Genomic DNA, 18800 nt, shown 5'->3' with positions numbered 1-18800 from the left:
GGCGAGCAGGATGGCGCTATCGTTGTTGCAACAGCCGTTGAGCGACTGGGGACTGCGGCAATGCTGCGTCAATCTTAACGGCTCAGACCGCTCATCCAGCTAGGCTGCGGATTGGCACGGGCCAGTTCGCGCATGCGGTATTCCAGGTCGTAACGGTCGGTCGATTCGGCCAGGTAGGCTTCTTCGTAAGCGCGCTCGCGGCGGTCGCTGCTTTGGTTCAGCCAGGCGCCGACGCGTTTGGCGGCGTGGACCAGGGTGGCGACGATATTGCTGTTTTGCGTGGTGTGGTAAGTAAATGCGGTAGACATGGCAGACTCCTTAAGTGGCGTGCCGCGTTGTGCTGCACTGCAATATAAGTATAGCGGTTTCAAGTTATAAGGCTACTTTTGATTTCGAATGTCAGCTATTCAATTATCGAATAATTGATGTGAAACCTGCGCAATCCGGGGCCTTTCGGGCATAATGCGGCCGCAGCTAGGTAGTTTTACTACGCGCTCGGCCTTGCGAAGATGTTGCTTTCAAACACGAGCGCTGCCGCTGCCTGGCGGCGTCCATGCAAGCGATGGGCCAGGGCAGGGCACGACAATCTTGGATAGAACAATGGAGAAAGTATGGAACACGTAAAGCAGGGGCTGGACGCATCGCGCGCACAGGCCGGCACGCAAAACAATACAGGCGCCCTGATCATTGTCACGGTGCTGTTTTTCATGTGGGGGCTGCTGACCTCGCTCAATGATGTGCTGATCCCCCATCTGCGTTCGATCTACACCCTGACCTATGTCCAGGCGATGCTGGTGCAGTTCTGCTTCTTTGGCGCCTACGCCATCGTCTCGCTGCCGGCAGGCATGCTGATCAAGAAAATCGGCTATCAGCGCGGCGTCGTCGCCGGCCTGCTGATCGCGGCCGCCGGCTGCGCCATGTTCTACCCGGCATCCACCGGCAGCTACGCGCTGTTCCTCTTGTCCTTCTTCATCCTGGCGGCCGGCATCACCGTGCTGCAGGTGGCGGCCAACCCGTACGTGACGGAATTGGGCGACCCGCAGACGGCGTCGAGCCGCTTGACTCTGACGCAAGCGTTCAACGCGCTGGGCACCACCGTGGCGCCTGCGCTGGGCGGCATGCTGATTTTGTCGGGCACCGTGCTGACGGTGCAGCAGTTCGACCTGCTGCCGGCCGCTGAGCAACTGGCGTACCGCGCCAAGGAAGCGGCCTCCGTGCAAGGCCCGTACCTGGTGCTGGCCGCCACCCTGGTGATCCTGGCCGTACTGTTTGCGCTGGCAAAATTGCCGAAGATTTCGCATGCCGACGATGCTGCCGCCCTGGCGCAGGATGGCCACAAGGTTTCGATCTGGTCGCACCGCCACCTGGTGCTGGGCGCGCTTGCCATCTTCCTGTATGTGGGCGGTGAAGTCAGCATCGGCAGCTTCCTGATCAACTTCCTGGGCGAGAGCCATATCGCGGGCCTCAGCCACGCCGACGCGGCCTATTTCGTCAGCTATTACTGGGGTGGCGCCATGCTGGGCCGCTTCGTCGGCTTTGCCGTGATGCGCTACGTCAGCCCAGGCAAGACCCTGGCCTTCAACGCCGCCGTCGTCATCGCGCTGATCCTCGTCGCCGTGTTCTCCAGCGGTCACACGGCCATGTGGGCATTGATCGCCGTCGGCCTGTTCAACTCCATCATGTTCCCGACCATCTTCAGCATGGCCCTGAACAAGCTGGGCGCGCAAACGGGTCAAGGTTCGGGCATCCTGTGCATGGCCATCGTCGGCGGCGCCATCGTGCCGTTCATCCAGGGCTTCCTGGCCGACCACATCAACCTGCAACTGTCCTTCCTCGTGCCGGCCGTGTGCTACACCTTCATTCTGTACTTCGGCTGGAAGTACGCCAGCATGTACAACGACAGCGCCAAGTAAGCAAGGTGGCGTGATCAAGCAAAAGGGTGGCCTCGGCCACCCTTTTTTACGTCAGTGCGCGAACTGCGTGCCCAGCACGTCCTGGCACACCTCGAGCCAGGCGCGCGCCGCATGCGACAGATAGCGCCCGCTCCAGATATGCGCCACCTGCCACGCCACCTCCGGCTCGACGATGCGCACCGCCTCCAGCGGCTCGCCGGCCAGGCGGTGGATGAAGGGCTCGGGCAACAGGGCCACGCCCAGGCCCGCCGACGCCATCGCCACCAGCCAGTCCCACTGCCCGCTCTGGGCCGCGATGGTCGGCGTGAAGCCCGCTTGCGCGAAATGCTGACGCAGGCTGCGCGTGAGGGCGAAATCATCTTTTAACAGCACCAGCGGCAGCTCGGCCAGCGCCTTGAAGGGCAGGGTCGTGCGGTTTTTCTGGAAGGTGCCCGGTTCGGCCAGGGCCCAGATCGGGTAGTTGGCCACTTCCACGGCCACGAGGTCGAGTTCCGGATCGGCAGGCAGCACCGTCATGCCGATTTCCAGCTCGCCGGCCGCCACCTTGCGCTCGATCTGCTGGCCCGTGTCTTCCTGCAGGGTCAGGCTGATGTGCGGATGGCGCGCGCGGAAGGCCTTCAATACCGGAGTGAACAGCACATTGATCATGGGCGGGATGCCGACCGTCAGGCTGCCGCGCTGCAAGGCCTGCGTGTCGCGCACTTCCAGGGTCAGCTGGCGCATATTGGCCAGCATTTCCTGGCCGTGCTGGTAGACGATGCGGCCCGTATCCGTCAGGGTCAGCTTGCGCCCGTCGCGCACCAGCAGTTGCGCGCCCACTTCATCTTCCAGCTGGCGCACCATCTTGCTGATGGTCGATTGGGTCAGGTGCAGCGATTCGGCCGCCTGCGTAAAGCTCGACAGGCGCACGGTTTCGACGAAATAGCGCAGGGAACGGATATCCAAGATGGGTGCTCGGCGTTGACAAGGCATGAAAATAGCGACTGGATGTGGCGAAATTAATTCATGCCATGCATGTGACCGCGATTTTATACTGAATCCACTTATGGGGTTGGTGTATGACAGCCATCCAGTTTGAGAATATGAAGAAGATCAGGAGCATCACGATGTACGAGGACCGTATCCGCCACCCAGGCTTGCTCGGCAAAATCATGAGCGCCGATGAGGCAGCCAAATTGTTCCACAACGGCATGCGTGTCGGCATGAGCGGTTTTACCCGTGCCGGCGATGCCAAGGCTTTGCCGCGTGCGCTGGCCGAGCGCGCCCTGCAAGACCCGCTGAGCCTGACCCTGATCACGGGCGCGTCGCTGGGCAATGGCAGCGATGGCCTGATGGCCGAGGCGGGCGTGCTGGCGCGCCGCATGCCGTTCCAGGTCGACCCTGTGCTGCGCGGCAAGATCAACAACGGTGAAGTCATGTTCATCGACCAGCATCTGTCGGAAACGGCGGAGCAACTGCGCTCGGGCAACCTGGCCGCCGTCGATATCGCCGTCATCGAAGCAACCGCCATCACGGCGGCCGGCGCCATCATCCCGACCATGTCGGTGGGTAATTCCGCCGCCTTTGCCCAGCAGGCCACGCAGGTGATCATCGAAATCAACCTGTCCACGCCGCTGGCGCTGGAAGGCTTGCACGACATCTATATTCCGCAAACCTTGCCGGGGCGCGAACCGATTCCCCTCACGCGCGTCGACCAGCGCCTGGGCAGCACGGCGATTGCCATCGACCCGGCCCGCATCGCCGCCATCGTCATTACGGACAGCCCCGACAGCCCATCGAACGCCTTGCCGCCCGACGAAGAGACGCAAGCCATCGCCGGCCACGTGATCGCCTTCCTGGAGGGCGAAGTGGCGGCCGGACGCATGGGGCCGGAATTGCTGCCCCTGCAGGCGGGTATCGGCACCATCGCCAACGCCGTGCTGCATGGCCTGATCGGCTCGCCTTTCCACAACATGACGATGTATTCGGAAGTGTTGCAGGACAGCGCCATCGAGCTGCTCGATTCGGGCCAGCTGGCGTTCGCCTCGGCCTCGTCGATTACCCTGTCGGCCGCCGTGCATCAAAAGCTGATGGACAATATCGACCATTACCGGTCGAAGATCGTGCTGCGCCCGCAAGAGATCAGCAACCACCCGGAAATCGTGCGCCGCCTGGGCATCATCGCCCTGAACACGGCGCTCGAGTTCGATATCTACGGCAACGTCAATTCCACGCACGTGTGCGGCACGCACATGATGAACGGCATCGGCGGCTCTGGCGACTTCGCGCGCAATGGGCAAGTGTCGATGTTCGTGTCGAAATCGGCGGCCAAGGGCGGGCGCATTTCCAGCGTCGTGCCAATGGTCTCGCATGTGGACCATACGGAGCATGACGTCGACGTGCTGGTGACGGAGTGGGGTTTTGCGGACTTGCGTGGCCTGGCGCCGCGCGAACGGGCGCCGTTGATCATCGAGCGCTGCACGCATCCCGCTTACCGCGATCAATTGCGCGCGTATTACGACGCGGCATGCCAGCGCGGCGGCCACACGCCGCATATTCTGGAGCAGGCGCTGTCGTGGCATACGCGCTACCAGGAAACGCAGAGCATGCTGGCAGCGCAGTAAATCTTCGTCAGCGCAAAGACAGGGCAGGGCGGTGCAGCACCGCGCCTGCCTTTTTACGTTGCTCAGTACATGTGCAGCGCCTTGGCGCCCAGGCCAAGCAAGGCAAACGTGGTGGTGGCCTGTATGCCCATGAACCACAGGAAATGGGTGTGCATGTGCTTGCGGATGTCGCCCAGTTCCGTGCGCAGGGCATGGCAGTCGCCGCGCAAGTCGCCGCGAAATTGCGTCAGGTCGGCACGCAGCAGCTGCGATTCGTCGTGCAATTCCGTGCGTACCTTATCGAGGCCTTCGCCAAGACGCTGTTCCAGCGTCTTGAACCATTGCCGGTCATGTTCCCGATCCGTTTCCAGTTTTGGCAGGCGCGCTTCCATGCGTACAGTACTGTTCGCGCTTAGCTGTTTGTCAAGCCGGTCCGTGGCATAGGCTTCGTTCATCTCGCACTCCTTCGCGCGAACCGCGCTGCATCAGTGCAGGCGGCATCACCCACTATCCGCTTTTTTGGCGGATGCGGTTTGCGCTGGATCAAGCGTCAGGAAGCCGGCGCAAAGCGCAGGCGGATGCCTGTCGTGACGACGGCCAGCAAGTCGTCGATATGTGTGTTCATTTCCGGGTGCGGCGTCCATGGATCGCCCGCATCCATGACGATGCGCAGCGACACGAGGCCGTGCAGCGATTGCCAGAAGATTTGCGTCATCGTGTGCAGAGCCGGCGGATCCTGGCGTACCTGGCCCGCTTGCGCCAGTTCGGTAAACAGGTGCAGCGCATAGGCGTACGGGTCTTGCTCGATATTGCCGTGTTCCACTTCGACGGCGTCCACTTCCGCGTGCGGACGCAGCTCCATGAAGATTAGCGAATACTCATCGGGATGCTGGAAGCCGTACTCGATGTAGGCGCGGCCGATCAGGCTGATGCGTTCCCATGGGTCCATGCTGGTGGCGCAGGCCGTGCGCATGGCGCGCACCAGTTCCAGCAAGTCTTTGTCCATGGCCTGGGCGATCAGGGTGGCCTTGTCGCGGAACAGGGCGTACACGACGGTGGTGGAAAAGCCGGCCGCCTCGGCCACCTTGCGGATGGAGACGGCGCGCGCGCCGCCCTTCTTGATGAGATCCTTGACGACGTCGATGATGTGCTCGCGCCGCGCCTGGGCCTCGCGTAATTTTCTTTCCTGAATATTGGTCAGCTTCTTGTCCACGACTCTTTCCTGGCGACTCTATGAAAGCAGGAATTATAGGGGGACGAGGGGCTGCCAATGTTTCTGGCATTGTTACAATTCAGTTTTTTGTCCGGTAGATGCGACAGTCGACCGATTTTTCGCGCTTTTGCCCAGCGCTTTTCCATCGATGCCCCGGAATGGTGCACAAATCGCCGGGCCAGGCTTTGCGAACGAGCCCAAAGGGCGGAAAATAGCGGGATAGCTTACACTGCGTTTTTTAGCGCGACGGCGGAGCCCACGAGGCAACGCTGGAACACTTACCTTCGGACGGGATCATTACATGACCATTAAAATCAGCCAGAACTTCGACTCGGGCGCCATCGACGTGGTGAGCGCCAACAGTGCCGGCGCCATCGACCTGAACTTGCGCAAGGATAGCCACGCCGACATCCACCAGTGGTTCCACTTCCGCCTGCAGGGCGCGCGGGACCAGGCATGCACGCTGCGCTTCCTGAACGCGGGCCAGGCCACCTATCCGGCCGGCTATGAAGACTATCAGGCCGTGGCCAGCTACGACAGCGAAAACTGGTTCCGCGTACCGACGGCGTTCGACGGCCAGGTCATGACGATCTCGCACACGCCGGAACTCGACAGCGTGTACTACGCGTATTTCGAACCGTATTCGTGGGAACGCCATCTGCGCCTGCTGGGTGAAGTGGCCGAGCATCCGCTGGCGCGCGTGTCCGACCTGGGCAGCACGGTCGACGGCCGCGACATGAACATGGTTACCATCGGCAATCCGCAGGCGGAAAAGAAAATCTGGGTCATCGCGCGCCAGCATCCGGGCGAATCGATGGCCGAATGGTTCGTCGAAGGCTTGATCGACTCGCTGCTCGACGACGCCAACCCGATTGCGCGCAAATTGCTGCAGCGCGCAGTGTTCCACATCGTGCCGAACATGAATCCGGACGGCTCCATCCGCGGCAACCTGCGCACGAATGCGGCCGGCGCCAACCTGAACCGCGAATGGATGACGCCTTCGCTGGAGTCCAGCCCGGAAGTGCTGTGCGTGAAAAACAAGATCCACGAAACGGGCGTCGACATGTTCTTCGACATCCACGGCGATGAAGCGCTGCCGTACAACTTTGTGGCCGGCAACGAAATGCTGGAAAACTTCACCCCGGCGCAAGCGGCGCACCAGAAGGCCTTCATCGAGCGCTACAAGCAGGCCAGCCCCGACTTCCAGGACAAGTTCGGCTATGCGGCCAGCAAGTACAAGTCTGACATGCTGACCCTGGCGTCGAAATACATCGGCCACCACTTCGGCTGCCTGGCGCTGACCCTGGAAATGCCGTTCAAGGAAAACGCCGATTTGCCGGATCCAGCCGTCGGCTGGAACGGCGCGCGCAGCGCGGCCCTGGGCGCGGCCATGCTGCAGCCTATCCTGCTGTCGCTGGATTGAACGGCGTTGTTCATGGGTATCGAGATCGAGCGTAAATTTTTGCTGGCCGGCGACGCCTGGCGCGGCCTGGGCCAGCCGGTCCTGCTGCGCCAGGGTTATTTGTCGTCCGCGCGCGAGCGCGTGGTGCGCGTGCGCATCGAGGGCGGGCAAGCGATGCTGACCATCAAGGGCGCGAACGTGGGCGCGACGCGCGGCGAGTGGGAGTATCCGATTCCGCTGGCCGACGCGGCCGAACTGCTCGACGGCCTGTGCGAACAGCCGCTGATCGAAAAGTACCGTCACCGCATCGAACACGCGGGCATGGTGTGGGAAGTCGACGAGTTCCTGGGCGCCAATGCGGGCCTGGTGGTGGCCGAGATCGAACTGGCCTCGGAAGACCAGGCCTTCGAGAAACCGGAGTGGATCGGTGCGGAAGTGTCGGGCGATGTCCGCTATTACAACGCGAATCTGATCCGCCATCCGTTTTCACAGTGGTGATGGTGTTGTAAATGACGTTGCAATGAAAAAGGCGGAACCGAGGTTCCGCCTTTTTTATGCGCCAACGCTGTTGTCGGATTACGCCGTGCCGGCTAATCCGACCTACGGCTTATGACAGCAGCGTAGGTCGGATTAGCGCGCAGCGCGTAATCCGACAAGCCTGCATTAATGGAAGTGTTCCGTACCTTGCGGCGTATCTTCCGGCATTTCCGCATGCGCCAGCTCGCCGACAGGGTCGGCAAACAGGGGTGCGCCGCAATCGTCGCAGTATTCACCGACAAAACGTTCCGCGTGGCGCTTGATCTGCGTCACGCCGGCGGCGTTCAGGTGCTCGATGATTTCATCGACGGGCGTCTTTTGCTTGTCCAGCGCGGCGATGCCGACCTGGATCAGGCCTTCGATCGGCGTGCCATCCTCGTCTTCCTGGCCGTACAAAGGCCAGACGATGCCGTAGATGACGTCCGGCGCCTGGCGCAGGGTGAAGGCGATGCGGTACTCATCGACCTGGCCATCGGCCGCTTCTTCGCCGAAACCGGCGATGACGGCGCGCAATTCCGAGGGCTCGATGGCCAGGGTATGCGTCAGGTAGTGCACGGCGGCGCGCACGGAGACGGGGCGTATCAGCTTGTCCGCTTCGCGGCAGGCCACGTAGTACGCTTCCGGCAGCAGCAATTCCAGGCCGCAGCCGGGCAGCAGGCGGGCAATCGTCGGCGTCGCCTGCGTGCGCCATTGTTCCAGGGCAGCGCTGCGCTCGGCGATGAAGTCGAGCTGGCTGGCCGGCGTCTGCCAGCGGAACAGCGGCGCGCCGCTTGGCGCCACCACGGCCACCAGCAGGTAGCGCGTGTCGGCCAGGAAGGGCGCCGTTTCCGCCTCTTTGCCTGAAGGCTTGACGGCCGTGCCTTTCAGCGCGGCCAGGGCCAGCTTCTGCGTCTTGGCATAGGTCTCGACGTGGCTGCGCGGCAGCTGGTCGATCGAGTAGAGCGTTGGCGCCATGGCCATCTTCGTGCCATCGGCCAGCAGGTGGGCGGCGAAATGCGCCGACAGCACGCCGTGCGCGTCGCCGGCCATGGGGCCGGAGGCGATGGAAAAGCGCGTCCACGCGAGGATGGGCACGGCGACGAGCAGGGCGTCGTAGCGCACGTCTTCATGCGTGACGACGGTCGATTCGCTGACGGCTTCAACGCAGTCCATCAGCACGTCATAGGCGTTCAAGTCATCCTTGAACAGGCTGCCCAGGGTGTTGTCGATGGTGTCCTGGTGGCCGGTTTTGAGTAATTTCTGGAGCTGCGTATCCAGGCTGTGTTCCCAGGACCGCTCTTCGAGACGGCTGGCTGCCTGTACGATCGCCTGGGCAAAGGTGACCAGGCGCTGGCTGTCGGCAGTCAGTTTATGGGATGAATCTTTGGAAGGACGACGCATAGCGGGATAAGAGTCTCGGAAAGTGAAAAAAATGGATCAGTCAAACAATGATAAACCCTTATAACCGTATTGTAGAGGATTCAGCCGCACGCAATACGTAAGCTGTCCTTAGATCATGCCAATAGTCGAAATTTCAAGTCGGAACGGGATGCAGGGACGAAAAAAAGCGCCGGTCGGAACCGGCGCTTTTATCTTACCTCACAGCTGGGCTGATTACTCGGCCAGCAGTTGACGCAGCACGAATGGCAGGATACCGCCATGCTTGTAGTAATCGACTTCGATCGGCGTATCGATGCGCAGCAGGACTTTGACTTCCTGGCTGCTGCCGTCGGCGCGGTGGATCACCAGGGTAGCCAGTTGCTGTGGCTTGATTTCGCCTTCGAGGCCTTTCAGGTCGAAGGTTTCCTTGCCGGTGATGCCCAGGGTTTGCACGCTGTCGTCGCCGATGAATTGCAGCGGCAGCACGCCCATGCCCACCAGATTCGAGCGGTGAATACGCTCGAACGAACGGGTGATCACGGCTTTCACGCCCAGCAGTTGCGTACCTTTTGCCGCCCAGTCGCGCGACGAGCCCGTACCGTACTCTTCGCCGCCGAAGACCATGGTTGGCGTGCCTTCAGCAACATATTTCATCGCTGCGTCGTAGATCGACATTTCTTCGCCGGAAGGCTGGTGGATCGTGATGCCGCCTTCGACCGCCGAACCGTCTGCCTTGGCAGGGATCATGCGGTTTTTGATACGCACGTTGGCGAACGTGCCGCGCATCATGATTTCATGGTTGCCGCGACGCGAGCCGTAGGAGTTGAAGTCCGCTTTCAGGACGCCGTTTTCCTTCAGCCATTTGCCTGCAGGACCGTTTTCCTGGATCGAGCCGGCTGGCGAGATGTGGTCGGTGGTGATGGAATCGCCGAACACGCCCAGTGCGCGCGCGCCTTCGATGCCGGTGGCCACTGCCGCTGGCGTCATCGAGAAGTTGTCGAAGAACGGTGGTTCCGCGATGTAGGTCGATTTTGGCCAGTTGTAGACTTGACCGGACACGGTCGTGACTTTTTCCCACAGTTTGCCTGGCGCGCCCTTGACGTCCGCGTAGTTGTCCTTGAACACCTTGGCGTTCATGGCGAACTTCATCATGGCCGACACTTCAGCCGAGGTTGGCCAGATGTCGCCCAGGTAGATGTCCTTGCCGCCCTTGCCCTTGCCGACTGGTTCCGTCATCAGGTCGCGCGTCATGTTGCCGGCGATGGCGTAAGCGACGACCAGCGGTGGCGAAGCGAGGAAGTTCGAGCGGATGTTCGGGTGAATACGCGCTTCGAAGTTACGGTTACCCGACAGCACGGCCGACGCGACGATGTCGTGCGTGGCGATCGCTGCGTTCAGCTCGGGCGTCAGGTCGCCCGCATTGCCGATACAGGTGGTGCAGCCGTAGGCGGTGACGCCGAAGCCCAGTTTTTCCAGGTAAGGCAGCAGGCCGGCAGCGGTCAGGTACTCGGTCACGACGCGCGAACCAGGGGCCAGCGAGGTCTTGATGTGCGGCGCGACTTTCAGGCCAGCTTCGACGGCTTTCTTGGCCAGCAGGCCGGCAGCCAGCATCACGCTCGGGTTCGAGGTGTTGGTGCACGAGGTGATCGCGGCGATCAGCACGTCGCCGTTCGACACTTTCACGTTGTTGGTGGTCTCGTACACGGCGTTCAGATCGGCCGGGTTCTTGTTGAAGCCGTTTTCCGACGTTGGCTTGGCGAACAGTTCGGCGAAGTTCGCCTTGACGTTGCCGATTTCGATACGGTCTTGCGGGCGTTTCGGGCCGGCCAGCGACGGAGCAACCGATGCCAGGTCCAGTTCCACCACGCGGGTGTAGTCGATGTCGCCGGCTTTTGGCACGCCGAACAGGTTTTGCGCCTTGAAGTAGCCTTCGAACGCGGCGATTTCAGCCTTGCTGCGGCCGGTGCCCTTGAAGTAATCGATGGTCGCTTCGTCGACCGGGAAGAAGCCCATGGTCGCGCCGTATTCCGGTGCCATGTTGGCGATCGTCGCGCGGTCGGTCAGGGTCAAGGACTCGGTGCCTTCGCCGAAGAATTCGACGAACTTGCCGACGACTTTTTCTTTGCGCAGCAATTCGGTGATGGTCAGTACCAGGTCGGTGGCGGTGCAGCCTTCGCGCAATGCGCCCGACAGGTTCACGCCGATGACGTCTGGCGTCAGGAAGTAGACCGGTTGACCCAGCATGCCGGCTTCCGCCTCGATGCCGCCCACGCCCCAGCCGACCACGCCGATACCGTTGATCATGGTGGTGTGCGAGTCGGTGCCGACCAGGGTGTCAGGGTAGTACACGTCGCCGGCTTTCTTGCCGGAGTGGTGCACGCCGCGCGCCAGGTATTCCAGGTTGACCTGGTGGACGATGCCGAAGCCTGGTGGCACGACGCCGAAGGTGTCGAATGCCTGCATGCCCCATTTCATGAACTGGTAACGCTCGTTGTTGCGCGAGAATTCCAGTTTCATGTTCAGGTCCAGCGCTTTCTTTTCGCGGTAGTGATCGATGGTCACCGAGTGGTCGACCACCAGGTCGACCGGTACCAAAGGTTCGATCTTCTTGGCGTTGATGCCCATCTTGGCGGCCACGTTGCGCATGGCTGCCAGGTCGGCCAGCAATGGTACGCCGGTGAAGTCCTGCAGCACGACGCGCGCCACTACGAACGGGATCTCGTCGGTGCGCTCGGCGGTCGGGCCCCAGCTCGCCAATTGCTTGACGTGTTCTTCGGTGACTTTTTTGCCGTCGCAGTTGCGCAATACCGATTCGAGCACGATACGAATCGACACTGGCAGGCGGGAGACATTGATGCCCAGGCTTTTTTCCAGCGCAGGCAGGGAGTACAGCTTGCCCTTCTTGCTATCCGAAATATTAAAGTCCTTGAGCGTGTTCAGAGTGTTGCGGGACATGACCTCTCCTTGTTGGGTATCGTCTATTTATTGATTATTCAAATTACAAAACATGACTGAGCCCCCGAAGAGGCCCTTGCTGCTCACATCAGCCGCCGGTTGCCGGCAGCACGCCCAGCGATGGCGCGGCTTCCACCACTGCCGCTGGCTTGGCTTGCTCCGCATCCTTGCATTCATTGGCCAGCTGGCGGCCCTGCTTGGAATCGAGCAGCATGCCTTTGGCCGGGATGCCGATCCAGACGAGACCATATAAACGGTTCTCGAAGCGGTTGGCGCCGGTGGTGGTGCCAACGCGGCTCAGGCGGTGCAGGCGCTTCTTCCAGCGCAGGGCGATGTGTTTGTCGTCAGTGGCATTGGTGTAGATGGTAATTTTATTACCAAGTTCACAATTGAAATCGGTGGAGGCCGAGCCTGCGGTGTCCGGTTCGTCGGATTCTTCCTTGTCGGCGACTGACATGGCGAGCGGATGGGCTTCCTTGGCGGCTGCCTTGGCTTTGGTGGTCTTGGCTTTTGGCTTGGCCTTGGCAGCCTTCACTGCCTTGGGATTTGGCTCTGCCGTGGCGGCGAAGCTGGCTGGCGCCAGCGTGAGGGTCATGGCGCCCAGCGCGACGCTGCAGGCAATGGCTAATTTGGAGAGGGACATCGTGTAATTCCTGTCAGTTTTCAGTGGTGCTGGAAGAGGGGGTGTTGAGTAATGCAGCGGCCGCCTCGGGCAGGCCGAGGCCCGCCAGTTTGGCGCGTTGCAAAACGGTCCAATAATATCGGTAGCTGGCGCGGTCGTGCAAGCGGCCATTTTGCGCAATCGGTCCCCAGTTGGCGCGCAGCGCTTCATTGAGGATGTTGCTGGCCTCGTTGACTTCGGACAGGCGCGGCGTGAAGGCCTTGATGATGGGCTTGATCTGGTCCGGGTGGATGCTCCACATGCGCGTGTAGCCGAACTCGGCCGTCGCGCGCTGGGCGTCATTCGCCACCACGGCCGAATCGCGCACGTCCGTCGTCACGTTATGCGACGGCACCTTGCCGTGCGCATGGCAGGCGGCCGCCACTTCCAGCTTGGCGCGCACCACCAGCGGGTGCGTGAACTGGCCCGGCGTGCGCATGGCGGCGGCGGGAATGGCGCCGTAGTGGGCCGAGACGAAATCCATGATGCCGAAGGACAGGCATTCGACCTGGGGCAGGGCGGCGATCGCATAGGCGTCGCGCAGCGCGCCATGCGTCTCGATCAGGATGTGCACGGGCAGGTTGTCGCGGCCGGCGCGGCGCGCGTGCAGGTTGATCAGGTCGATGGCCAGCATGGCATCCTGCACGCCGCCCACTTTGGGCACGGCGATGTAGGCCAGGCGGGACGCGGCGGTGCAGATGATTTCCACGTCGCGCGCGAAAAACGGGCTGTCGACGTCGTGCACGCGCACGCCGATGCGGTTGAACTGGTTGTCGTCGCTGGCCAGCAGGCCGGCGATCATCAGGGCGTGGGCTTCTTCATTGCCGGCGCTGGCGCCGTCTTCGCAGTCGAACGTGATGTCGAACAGGGGGCCAAGCTCTTGTTGCAAAGCAATCGATTTACGCATCAGCTTTTCGGAGCCGGCGTAGTGGTCGCAAGCGGCGAGCAACAGCGGCTGGCGTTTGCCTTGGAATAAAACCTCGGAAGGGTGCATGCTTAAGGCATTTCTGCAGGTAAAAATTACTTGATAAAACAGCCGCGCCGCGAATCTCGCGGGGCGGCCTTCTTTGGCGGGCGGCGCATTGCCGCGCCGCCAAAACTGGACTTAGGCCAGCAGGTGTTTCACGCCTTCGCGCTCTTCGGTCAGTTCTTTCAGGGTCAGGTTGATGCGCTCTTGCGAGAATGCATCGATTTCCAGACCTTGAACGATGGTGTACTCACCGTTGTCGGTGGTGACCGGGAAGCCGAACACGGTGCCTTCAGGAATGCCATACGAGCCATCCGAAGGAACGCCCATGGTGGTCCACTTGCCAGCCGTGCCCAGCATCCAGTCATGGATGTGGTCGATGGCGGCGTTCGCTGCCGACGCTGCCGACGACAGGCCGCGCGCTTCGATGATGGCCGCGCCGCGCTTGCCGACGGTCGGCAGGAAGGTGTTGGCGTTCCATTCCTGGTCGTTGATCAGGTCTTTCACAGCCTTGCCGTTGACGGTGGCGAAGCGGTAGTCGGCGTACATCGTTGGCGAGTGGTTGCCCCACACGGTCAGCTTCTCGATATCCTTGACGGCGGTGCCGGTCTTGGCAGCGACTTGCGACAGCGCGCGGTTGTGGTCCAGGCGCAGCATGGCGGTGAAGTTTTTCGCTGGCAGCGATGGCGCCGATTTCATGGCGATGTAGGCGTTGGTGTTGGCAGGGTTGCCGACCACCAGGACTTTGACATTGCGCGAAGCGACGGCGTCGAGCGCCTTGCCTTGCACCGTGAAGATCTGGGCGTTCGCTTCCAGCAGGTCCTTGCGTTCCATGCCTGGGCCGCGTGGACGCGCGCCAACCAGTACGGCCACGTCGACATCCTTGAAGGCGGTCAGCGGATCGGAGTGGGCGGTCATTTCCGTCAGCAGCGGGAAGGCGCAGTCGTCGATTTCCATCATCACGCCCTTGAGCGCCTTCTGGGCTTTTTCGTCCGGGATTTCAAGCAGTTGCAAGATGACAGGCTGGTCTTTGCCGAGCATGTCGCCATTGGCGATGCGGAACAACAGGGCGTAGCCGATCTGGCCGGCGGCGCCGGTCACTGCAACACGCATTGGGGTTTTAGCCATGATGAATCTCCAAAAATGGTAAAGAAAACGGGCTTGAAGCTGGGCTTACGCTTATCCGGAAAAACTATAATGATACCAAAACCGGCCCGCGCCACCGAAATGCTGGTGTACGCTGCCGTCACGCTTGTGCTGCACGAGACCAGAGTGGCTGGCCAACAACATAAAACGCTGGCTCACAAGTTTTATCGAGGGCAGTTTAGGCCTCCGATCCCTATCTGTCAATCATATCTTATGTCTTATATAAGACAGATAACTGCGAGTCTTTTACTGGACGCGGGCAGTGATTTGTGTTGAAATGTCGGACTATGAATTCCGCCTCGTCCAATCTGACCAACAATGCCACTGCTGCAAGCGGGGCGGTCAGTCCGACCGCGGGCACCCCGGCCACGCCCGTTGCCGCAGCGGCCAGCACCGCCGCCACCCCTGTCGCCAGCCTCAATACCACTGCCTCCACCGCCGTGGCCGCGCCTGCCGCAACTGCCTCGCCCACCTTCAGTCCCCTGTACCAGCAGATCAAGGCGCTCATCACGCAGAGCCTGCAATCGGGTGAATGGAAACCGGGCGAGCTGATTCCCAGCGAAGTCGAACTGGCAGGCCGCTTCAAGGTCAGCCAGGGCACGGTGCGCAAGGCCATCGATGAACTGGCCGCCGAGAATCTCGTCATGCGCCGCCAGGGCAAGGGTACCTTCGTTTCCACCCACCATGAGGCGCGCGCGCATTTCCGCTTCCTGCGACTGGTGCCGGACGAAGGCGTGCCGCATTATCCTGAGAGCAAGTTTATCGAAGTCAAGCGCGTGCGCGCGCCGGCCGACGTGGCGCGCCTGATGGACCTGAAGTCCGGCGACGCCGTCATCTTCATCAAGCGGGTGCAGTATTTTGACGGCGTGCCGACCATCGTCGAGGAGCTGTGGCTGCCTGGCCTGATCTTCAAGGGCCTGACGGCCGAGCGTCTGGTGGAGTACAAGGGCCCGATGTACGGCTTGTTCGAAACGGAATTTGGCACGCGCATGATACGCGCGTCCGAGCAGATCCGCGCCGTGTGCGCCGACGCGGGCGCCGCGCAATTGTTAAATATCGACCTCGGCACGCCCTTGCTCAGTTCCGAGCGCGTGTCGTTTACCTACGGCGACAAGCCGGTCGAACTGCGCCGGGGCTTGTACCTGACCAGTCGCCATCATTATCAGAATGAACTTAGCTGAAGCGGCGGGGTGCCTGCGGGCGTCCGGACAAGCAGCAAGGCTGAAGTGCATCGCTTGCAAGATGCCTGCCGCAAGGCGGGCAACGGAGACAGCGGAAAGCGCAGCGACAGCATGGCCCGCCCCGGCGGGCCGTGTTTTGCCGGCGATTCTGTAATTAAATTACGTGAACTACGGAAAGTAGCGCGGTATTTTGTAGTAAAAAACCATTTTGGTTATATGTAACAATAGATATTGGTATGGGTTGCGAAAATCGGCGAAAATCGCGGCTTCAATATTTAGTTGAAATTCAAAGGGGAGGTTTTTGTTATGTCTGAAGCCGTAAGAGAAGTACCAAAAAAAGAACGGCCGCAATTCCGTAACATTCATGTTACCGAATTGTCGAACTACCGCATGGCTGTCGGCGCCATCGTCTCGATCCTGCATCGCATCAGCGGTTTCATCATTTTCGCCTTGCTGCCATGCATACTGTACATGCTGGAACTGAGCCTGCGTTCCGAAATGTCCTACGCCTACTTCCAGGGCATCGCCTCGCACTGGTTCGTCAAGCTGATCACCCTGGGTCTGGTCTGGGCCTTCCTGCACCACTTCTGCGCCGGTATCCGTCACCTGTTCATGGACGTGCACGTTGCCATCGAAAAAGATTCGGCACGCAAGACCGCCTCGTCCGTGCTGGTCGTGAGCCTGGTGTTGACGGCTCTGGTCGCTTTGAAACTGTTTGGAGTATTTTAAACATGGCAGACAATAATATCGGACCGAAACGCCTCGTCGTCGGTGCCCATTACGGCTTGCGCGATTGGCTGGCGCAACGCGTTACCGCCATCGTCATGGTGGCCTATGTAGCCATCCTGCTTATTTCTTTCCTGACCGGCAGCAACTTCAGCTATGAAGGCTGGGCTGGTCTGTTCGCACAGCAGTGGTTTAAATTGTTCAGCCTGGTGACCTTCGTCGCCCTGTTCTACCACGCATGGGTCGGCGTACGCGACATCTGGATGGACTACGTGAAAAGCGCTGGCCTCCGTCTGACCCTGCAAATTGCCACCATGCTGTGGTTGATCGCTTGTGCCGGCTGGACGGTACAGATACTCTGGAGTGTGTAATCGTGGCAGCATATAAATCTGCAATCCCTACCCGCCGCTTTGATGCGGTCATCGTTGGCGCCGGCGGTTCCGGCATGCGCGCGTCGTTGCAACTGGCTGAAGCCGGTCTGAACGTCGCTGTTTTGTCGAAAGTTTTCCCGACCCGCTCGCACACCGTTGCGGCGCAGGGCGGTATCGGCGCGTCGCTCGGCAACATGGCCGAAGACAACTGGTTCTGGCACATGTTCGACACCGTCAAGGGTGGCGACTATCTGGGCGACCAGGATGCCATCGAATTCATGTGCCGCGAAGCACCGAAGGTCGTGTACGAACTGGAACACTTCGGCATGCCATTCGACCGCAACCCTGACGGCACCATCTATCAGCGTCCATTCGGCGGCCACACGGCCCACTTCGGCGAAAAGCCGGTGCAGCGCGCTTGCGCGGCAGCCGACCGTACCGGTCACGCCCTGTTGCACACCCTGTACCAGCGCAACGTGCGTGCGCGTACGCACTTCTTCGTCGAATGGATGGCACTCGACCTGATCCGTGACGCCGAAGGCGACGTGATCGGTGTTGTCGCGCTGGAAATGGAAACCGGCGAATGCATGATCCTGGAAGCAAAAACGACGGTCATGGCAACGGGCGGCGCAGGCCGTATCTTCGCCGCATCGACGAATGCCTTCATCAACACGGGCGACGGCATGGGCATGGCGGCACGCGCCGGCTTGCCGCTGCAAGACATGGAATTCTGGCAGTTCCACCCGACCGGCGTGGCCGGCGCGGGCGTATTGATCACCGAAGGCGTGCGCGGCGAAGGCGGCATCCTGATCAATAGCGAAGGCGAACGCTTCATGGAGCGCTATGCGCCGACCCTGAAGGATCTGGCGCCGCGCGACTTCGTCTCGCGTTCGATGGACCAGGAAATCAAGGAAGGCCGCGGCTGCGGTCCTAACAAGGACCACGTGATGCTGGACCTGCGCCATATCGGCGCCGACACCATCGCCAAGCGCCTGCCGTCGATCCTGGAAATCGGCCACAAGTTCGCCAACGTCGACGCCACCAAGGAACCGATTCCTGTCGTGCCGACGATTCACTACCAGATGGGCGGCATCCCGACGAACATCCATGGCCAGGTCGTCACCCCGACCGGTCCGGACAATTCGGCCAAGGTTGTCAACGGCCTGTACGCGATCGGCGAATGCGCCTGCGTGTCCGTGCACGGCGCCAACCGCCTGGGCACGAACTCGCTGCTCGACCTGGTGGTCTTCGGCCGCGCGGCCGGTAACCACATCGTCAACAGCGGCCTGAAAGCCAAGGAAAACAAGCCTTTGCCAGCCGACGCCGCCGAATTTGCCATGGGCCGCCTGGCGCGCCTGGAAAACTCGACCGGCACGGAAACCGTGCAGGGCGTGGCGAACGACATTCGCGCAACGATGCAGAAGTACTGTGGCGTGTTCCGTACCGACGAGATGCTGAACAAGGGCGTCGAAGAAATCATGAAGCTCGACGAGCGCCGCAAGCACGTCGCCTTCAAGGATAAATCGATGGTCTTCAACACGGCCCGCGTGGAAGCGCTGGAGCTGGACAACCTGATCGAAACGGCGAAAGCGACCATCGTTTCGGCGGCAGCGCGCAAGGAATCGCGCGGCGCCCACGCCCAGGACGACCATCCGCAACGTGACGACGACAACTGGATGAAGCACACTCTGTGGTATTCGGAAGGCAACCGACTGGAATACAAGCCAGTCGTGACCAAGCCGCTGACGGTTGATACCTTCAAACCGAAACCACGTACTTTCTAAGGC

17 protein-coding genes are annotated in these 18800 nt (G+C 61.1%); 8 read left to right on the top strand and 9 right to left on the bottom strand.

Translation table 11 applies throughout. The features are described from left to right. Nucleotides 1–74: 74 nt before the first annotated feature. Nucleotides 75–308 carry a DUF3563 family protein gene (locus KO539_RS03055; RefSeq protein ID WP_080698581.1) on the bottom strand — a complete coding sequence of 78 codons (234 nt, stop codon included), beginning with the start codon at nt 306–308 and terminating at the stop codon, nt 75–77. Between the two features lie 303 nt (nt 309–611). Between KO539_RS03055 and fucP the strand changes: the two genes are divergently transcribed. Further along, nucleotides 612–1913 (top strand): L-fucose:H+ symporter permease, encoded by a 1302-nt coding sequence (fucP, locus tag KO539_RS03050; protein WP_099400289.1) that lies wholly within the window; start codon nt 612–614, stop codon nt 1911–1913. A gap of 51 nt (nt 1914–1964) precedes the next feature. Here the strand turns inward: fucP and KO539_RS03045 are convergent, their stop codons facing one another. After that, a complete protein-coding gene (locus KO539_RS03045) occupies nt 1965–2858 on the bottom strand; it encodes a LysR substrate-binding domain-containing protein (protein WP_219307263.1) in 894 nt (297 codons plus the stop codon). A gap of 161 nt (nt 2859–3019) precedes the next feature. Between KO539_RS03045 and KO539_RS03040 the strand changes: the two genes are divergently transcribed. Beyond that, on the top strand, nt 3020–4516 hold the full coding sequence (locus tag KO539_RS03040; protein WP_219308571.1) for an acetyl-CoA hydrolase/transferase family protein: 1497 nt from the start codon (nt 3020–3022) through the stop codon (nt 4514–4516). A gap of 62 nt (nt 4517–4578) precedes the next feature. On the opposite strand, the gene KO539_RS03035 is transcribed toward KO539_RS03040, so the two are convergent. Next, complete coding sequence (locus KO539_RS03035) at nt 4579–4950, bottom strand: hypothetical protein (RefSeq protein WP_219307261.1); 372 nt, start codon at nt 4948–4950, stop codon at nt 4579–4581. 95 nt (nt 4951–5045) lie between these two features. Beyond that, nucleotides 5046–5708 carry a TetR/AcrR family transcriptional regulator gene (locus KO539_RS03030; RefSeq protein WP_219307258.1) on the bottom strand — a complete coding sequence of 221 codons (663 nt, stop codon included), beginning with the start codon at nt 5706–5708 and terminating at the stop codon, nt 5046–5048. A gap of 301 nt (nt 5709–6009) precedes the next feature. On the opposite strand from KO539_RS03030, the gene KO539_RS03025 reads away from it, so the two are divergent. Then, complete coding sequence (locus KO539_RS03025) at nt 6010–7131, top strand: M14-type cytosolic carboxypeptidase (RefSeq protein WP_219307256.1); 1122 nt, start codon at nt 6010–6012, stop codon at nt 7129–7131. Between the two features lie 12 nt (nt 7132–7143). Further along, nucleotides 7144–7608, top strand: a complete 465-nt coding sequence (locus KO539_RS03020) for a CYTH domain-containing protein (protein WP_035827883.1) — start codon at nt 7144–7146, stop codon at nt 7606–7608. A 165-nt stretch (nt 7609–7773) separates the two neighbouring features. On the opposite strand, the gene KO539_RS03015 is transcribed toward KO539_RS03020, so the two are convergent. From KO539_RS03015 to KO539_RS02995, 5 genes are all read right to left on the bottom strand, one after another. Next, nucleotides 7774–9027 (bottom strand): DUF2863 family protein, encoded by a 1254-nt coding sequence (locus KO539_RS03015; RefSeq protein ID WP_219307254.1) that lies wholly within the window; start codon nt 9025–9027, stop codon nt 7774–7776. Between the two features lie 213 nt (nt 9028–9240). Next, complete coding sequence (acnA, locus tag KO539_RS03010; protein ID WP_099380767.1) at nt 9241–11961, bottom strand: aconitate hydratase AcnA; 2721 nt, start codon at nt 11959–11961, stop codon at nt 9241–9243. Between the two features lie 88 nt (nt 11962–12049). Further along, nucleotides 12050–12604 carry a hypothetical protein gene (locus KO539_RS03005; RefSeq protein WP_219307252.1) on the bottom strand — a complete coding sequence of 185 codons (555 nt, stop codon included), beginning with the start codon at nt 12602–12604 and terminating at the stop codon, nt 12050–12052. A gap of 13 nt (nt 12605–12617) precedes the next feature. Further along, nucleotides 12618–13616, bottom strand: a complete 999-nt coding sequence (locus KO539_RS03000; RefSeq protein WP_219307250.1) for a CoA ester lyase — start codon at nt 13614–13616, stop codon at nt 12618–12620. 111 nt (nt 13617–13727) lie between these two features. Further along, complete coding sequence (locus tag KO539_RS02995) at nt 13728–14717, bottom strand: malate dehydrogenase (protein WP_034789110.1); 990 nt, start codon at nt 14715–14717, stop codon at nt 13728–13730. 305 nt (nt 14718–15022) lie between these two features. On the opposite strand from KO539_RS02995, the gene KO539_RS02990 reads away from it, so the two are divergent. The 4 genes from KO539_RS02990 to sdhA all read left to right on the top strand — a co-directional run bounded on the left by KO539_RS02990 (nt 15023) and on the right by sdhA (nt 18797). Further along, nucleotides 15023–15916, top strand: a complete 894-nt coding sequence (locus KO539_RS02990; RefSeq protein WP_219307248.1) for a GntR family transcriptional regulator — start codon at nt 15023–15025, stop codon at nt 15914–15916. Nucleotides 15917–16222: 306 nt separating this feature from the next. Next, nucleotides 16223–16645, top strand: a complete 423-nt coding sequence (gene sdhC / locus KO539_RS02985; RefSeq protein WP_034752080.1) for a succinate dehydrogenase, cytochrome b556 subunit — start codon at nt 16223–16225, stop codon at nt 16643–16645. A 2-nt stretch (nt 16646–16647) separates the two neighbouring features. Then, complete coding sequence (gene sdhD, locus KO539_RS02980) at nt 16648–17013, top strand: succinate dehydrogenase, hydrophobic membrane anchor protein (RefSeq protein WP_034752078.1); 366 nt, start codon at nt 16648–16650, stop codon at nt 17011–17013. A gap of 2 nt (nt 17014–17015) precedes the next feature. Beyond that, nucleotides 17016–18797: a succinate dehydrogenase flavoprotein subunit gene (gene sdhA, locus KO539_RS02975; RefSeq protein WP_219307246.1), complete on the top strand. Its 1782-nt coding sequence runs from the start codon at nt 17016–17018 to the stop codon at nt 18795–18797. Nucleotides 18798–18800 lie beyond the last annotated feature (3 nt).

The sequence above is a fragment of the Janthinobacterium sp. NKUCC06_STL genome (assembly GCF_019345455.1).
Lineage (GTDB): Bacteria > Pseudomonadota > Gammaproteobacteria > Burkholderiales > Burkholderiaceae_D > Janthinobacterium > Janthinobacterium rivuli.
The sequence above is the reverse complement of the archived record's forward strand: the minus strand, read 5'-3'. Positions and strand labels throughout refer to the sequence as shown.

Excerpts from the sequence above, each read along its gene's own strand:
- KO539_RS03055 (WP_080698581.1), bottom strand. The coding sequence starts at position 308 with ATGTCTACCGCATTTACTTACCACACCACGCAAAACAGCAATATCGTC.
- fucP (WP_099400289.1), top strand. The coding sequence starts at position 612 with ATGGAACACGTAAAGCAGGGGCTGGACGCATCGCGCGCACAGGCCGGC.
- KO539_RS03040 (WP_219308571.1), top strand. The coding sequence starts at position 3,020 with ATGTACGAGGACCGTATCCGCCACCCAGGCTTGCTCGGCAAAATCATG.
- KO539_RS03035 (WP_219307261.1), bottom strand. The coding sequence starts at position 4,950 with ATGAACGAAGCCTATGCCACGGACCGGCTTGACAAACAGCTAAGCGCG.
- KO539_RS03025 (WP_219307256.1), top strand. The coding sequence starts at position 6,010 with ATGACCATTAAAATCAGCCAGAACTTCGACTCGGGCGCCATCGACGTG.
- KO539_RS03020 (WP_035827883.1), top strand. The coding sequence starts at position 7,144 with ATGGGTATCGAGATCGAGCGTAAATTTTTGCTGGCCGGCGACGCCTGG.
- KO539_RS03015 (WP_219307254.1), bottom strand. The coding sequence starts at position 9,027 with ATGCGTCGTCCTTCCAAAGATTCATCCCATAAACTGACTGCCGACAGC.
- acnA (WP_099380767.1), bottom strand. The coding sequence starts at position 11,961 with ATGTCCCGCAACACTCTGAACACGCTCAAGGACTTTAATATTTCGGAT.
- KO539_RS03005 (WP_219307252.1), bottom strand. The coding sequence starts at position 12,604 with ATGTCCCTCTCCAAATTAGCCATTGCCTGCAGCGTCGCGCTGGGCGCC.
- KO539_RS03000 (WP_219307250.1), bottom strand. The coding sequence starts at position 13,616 with ATGCACCCTTCCGAGGTTTTATTCCAAGGCAAACGCCAGCCGCTGTTG.
- KO539_RS02995 (WP_034789110.1), bottom strand. The coding sequence starts at position 14,717 with ATGGCTAAAACCCCAATGCGTGTTGCAGTGACCGGCGCCGCCGGCCAG.
- KO539_RS02990 (WP_219307248.1), top strand. The coding sequence starts at position 15,023 with ATGAATTCCGCCTCGTCCAATCTGACCAACAATGCCACTGCTGCAAGC.
- sdhC (WP_034752080.1), top strand. The coding sequence starts at position 16,223 with ATGTCTGAAGCCGTAAGAGAAGTACCAAAAAAAGAACGGCCGCAATTC.
- sdhD (WP_034752078.1), top strand. The coding sequence starts at position 16,648 with ATGGCAGACAATAATATCGGACCGAAACGCCTCGTCGTCGGTGCCCAT.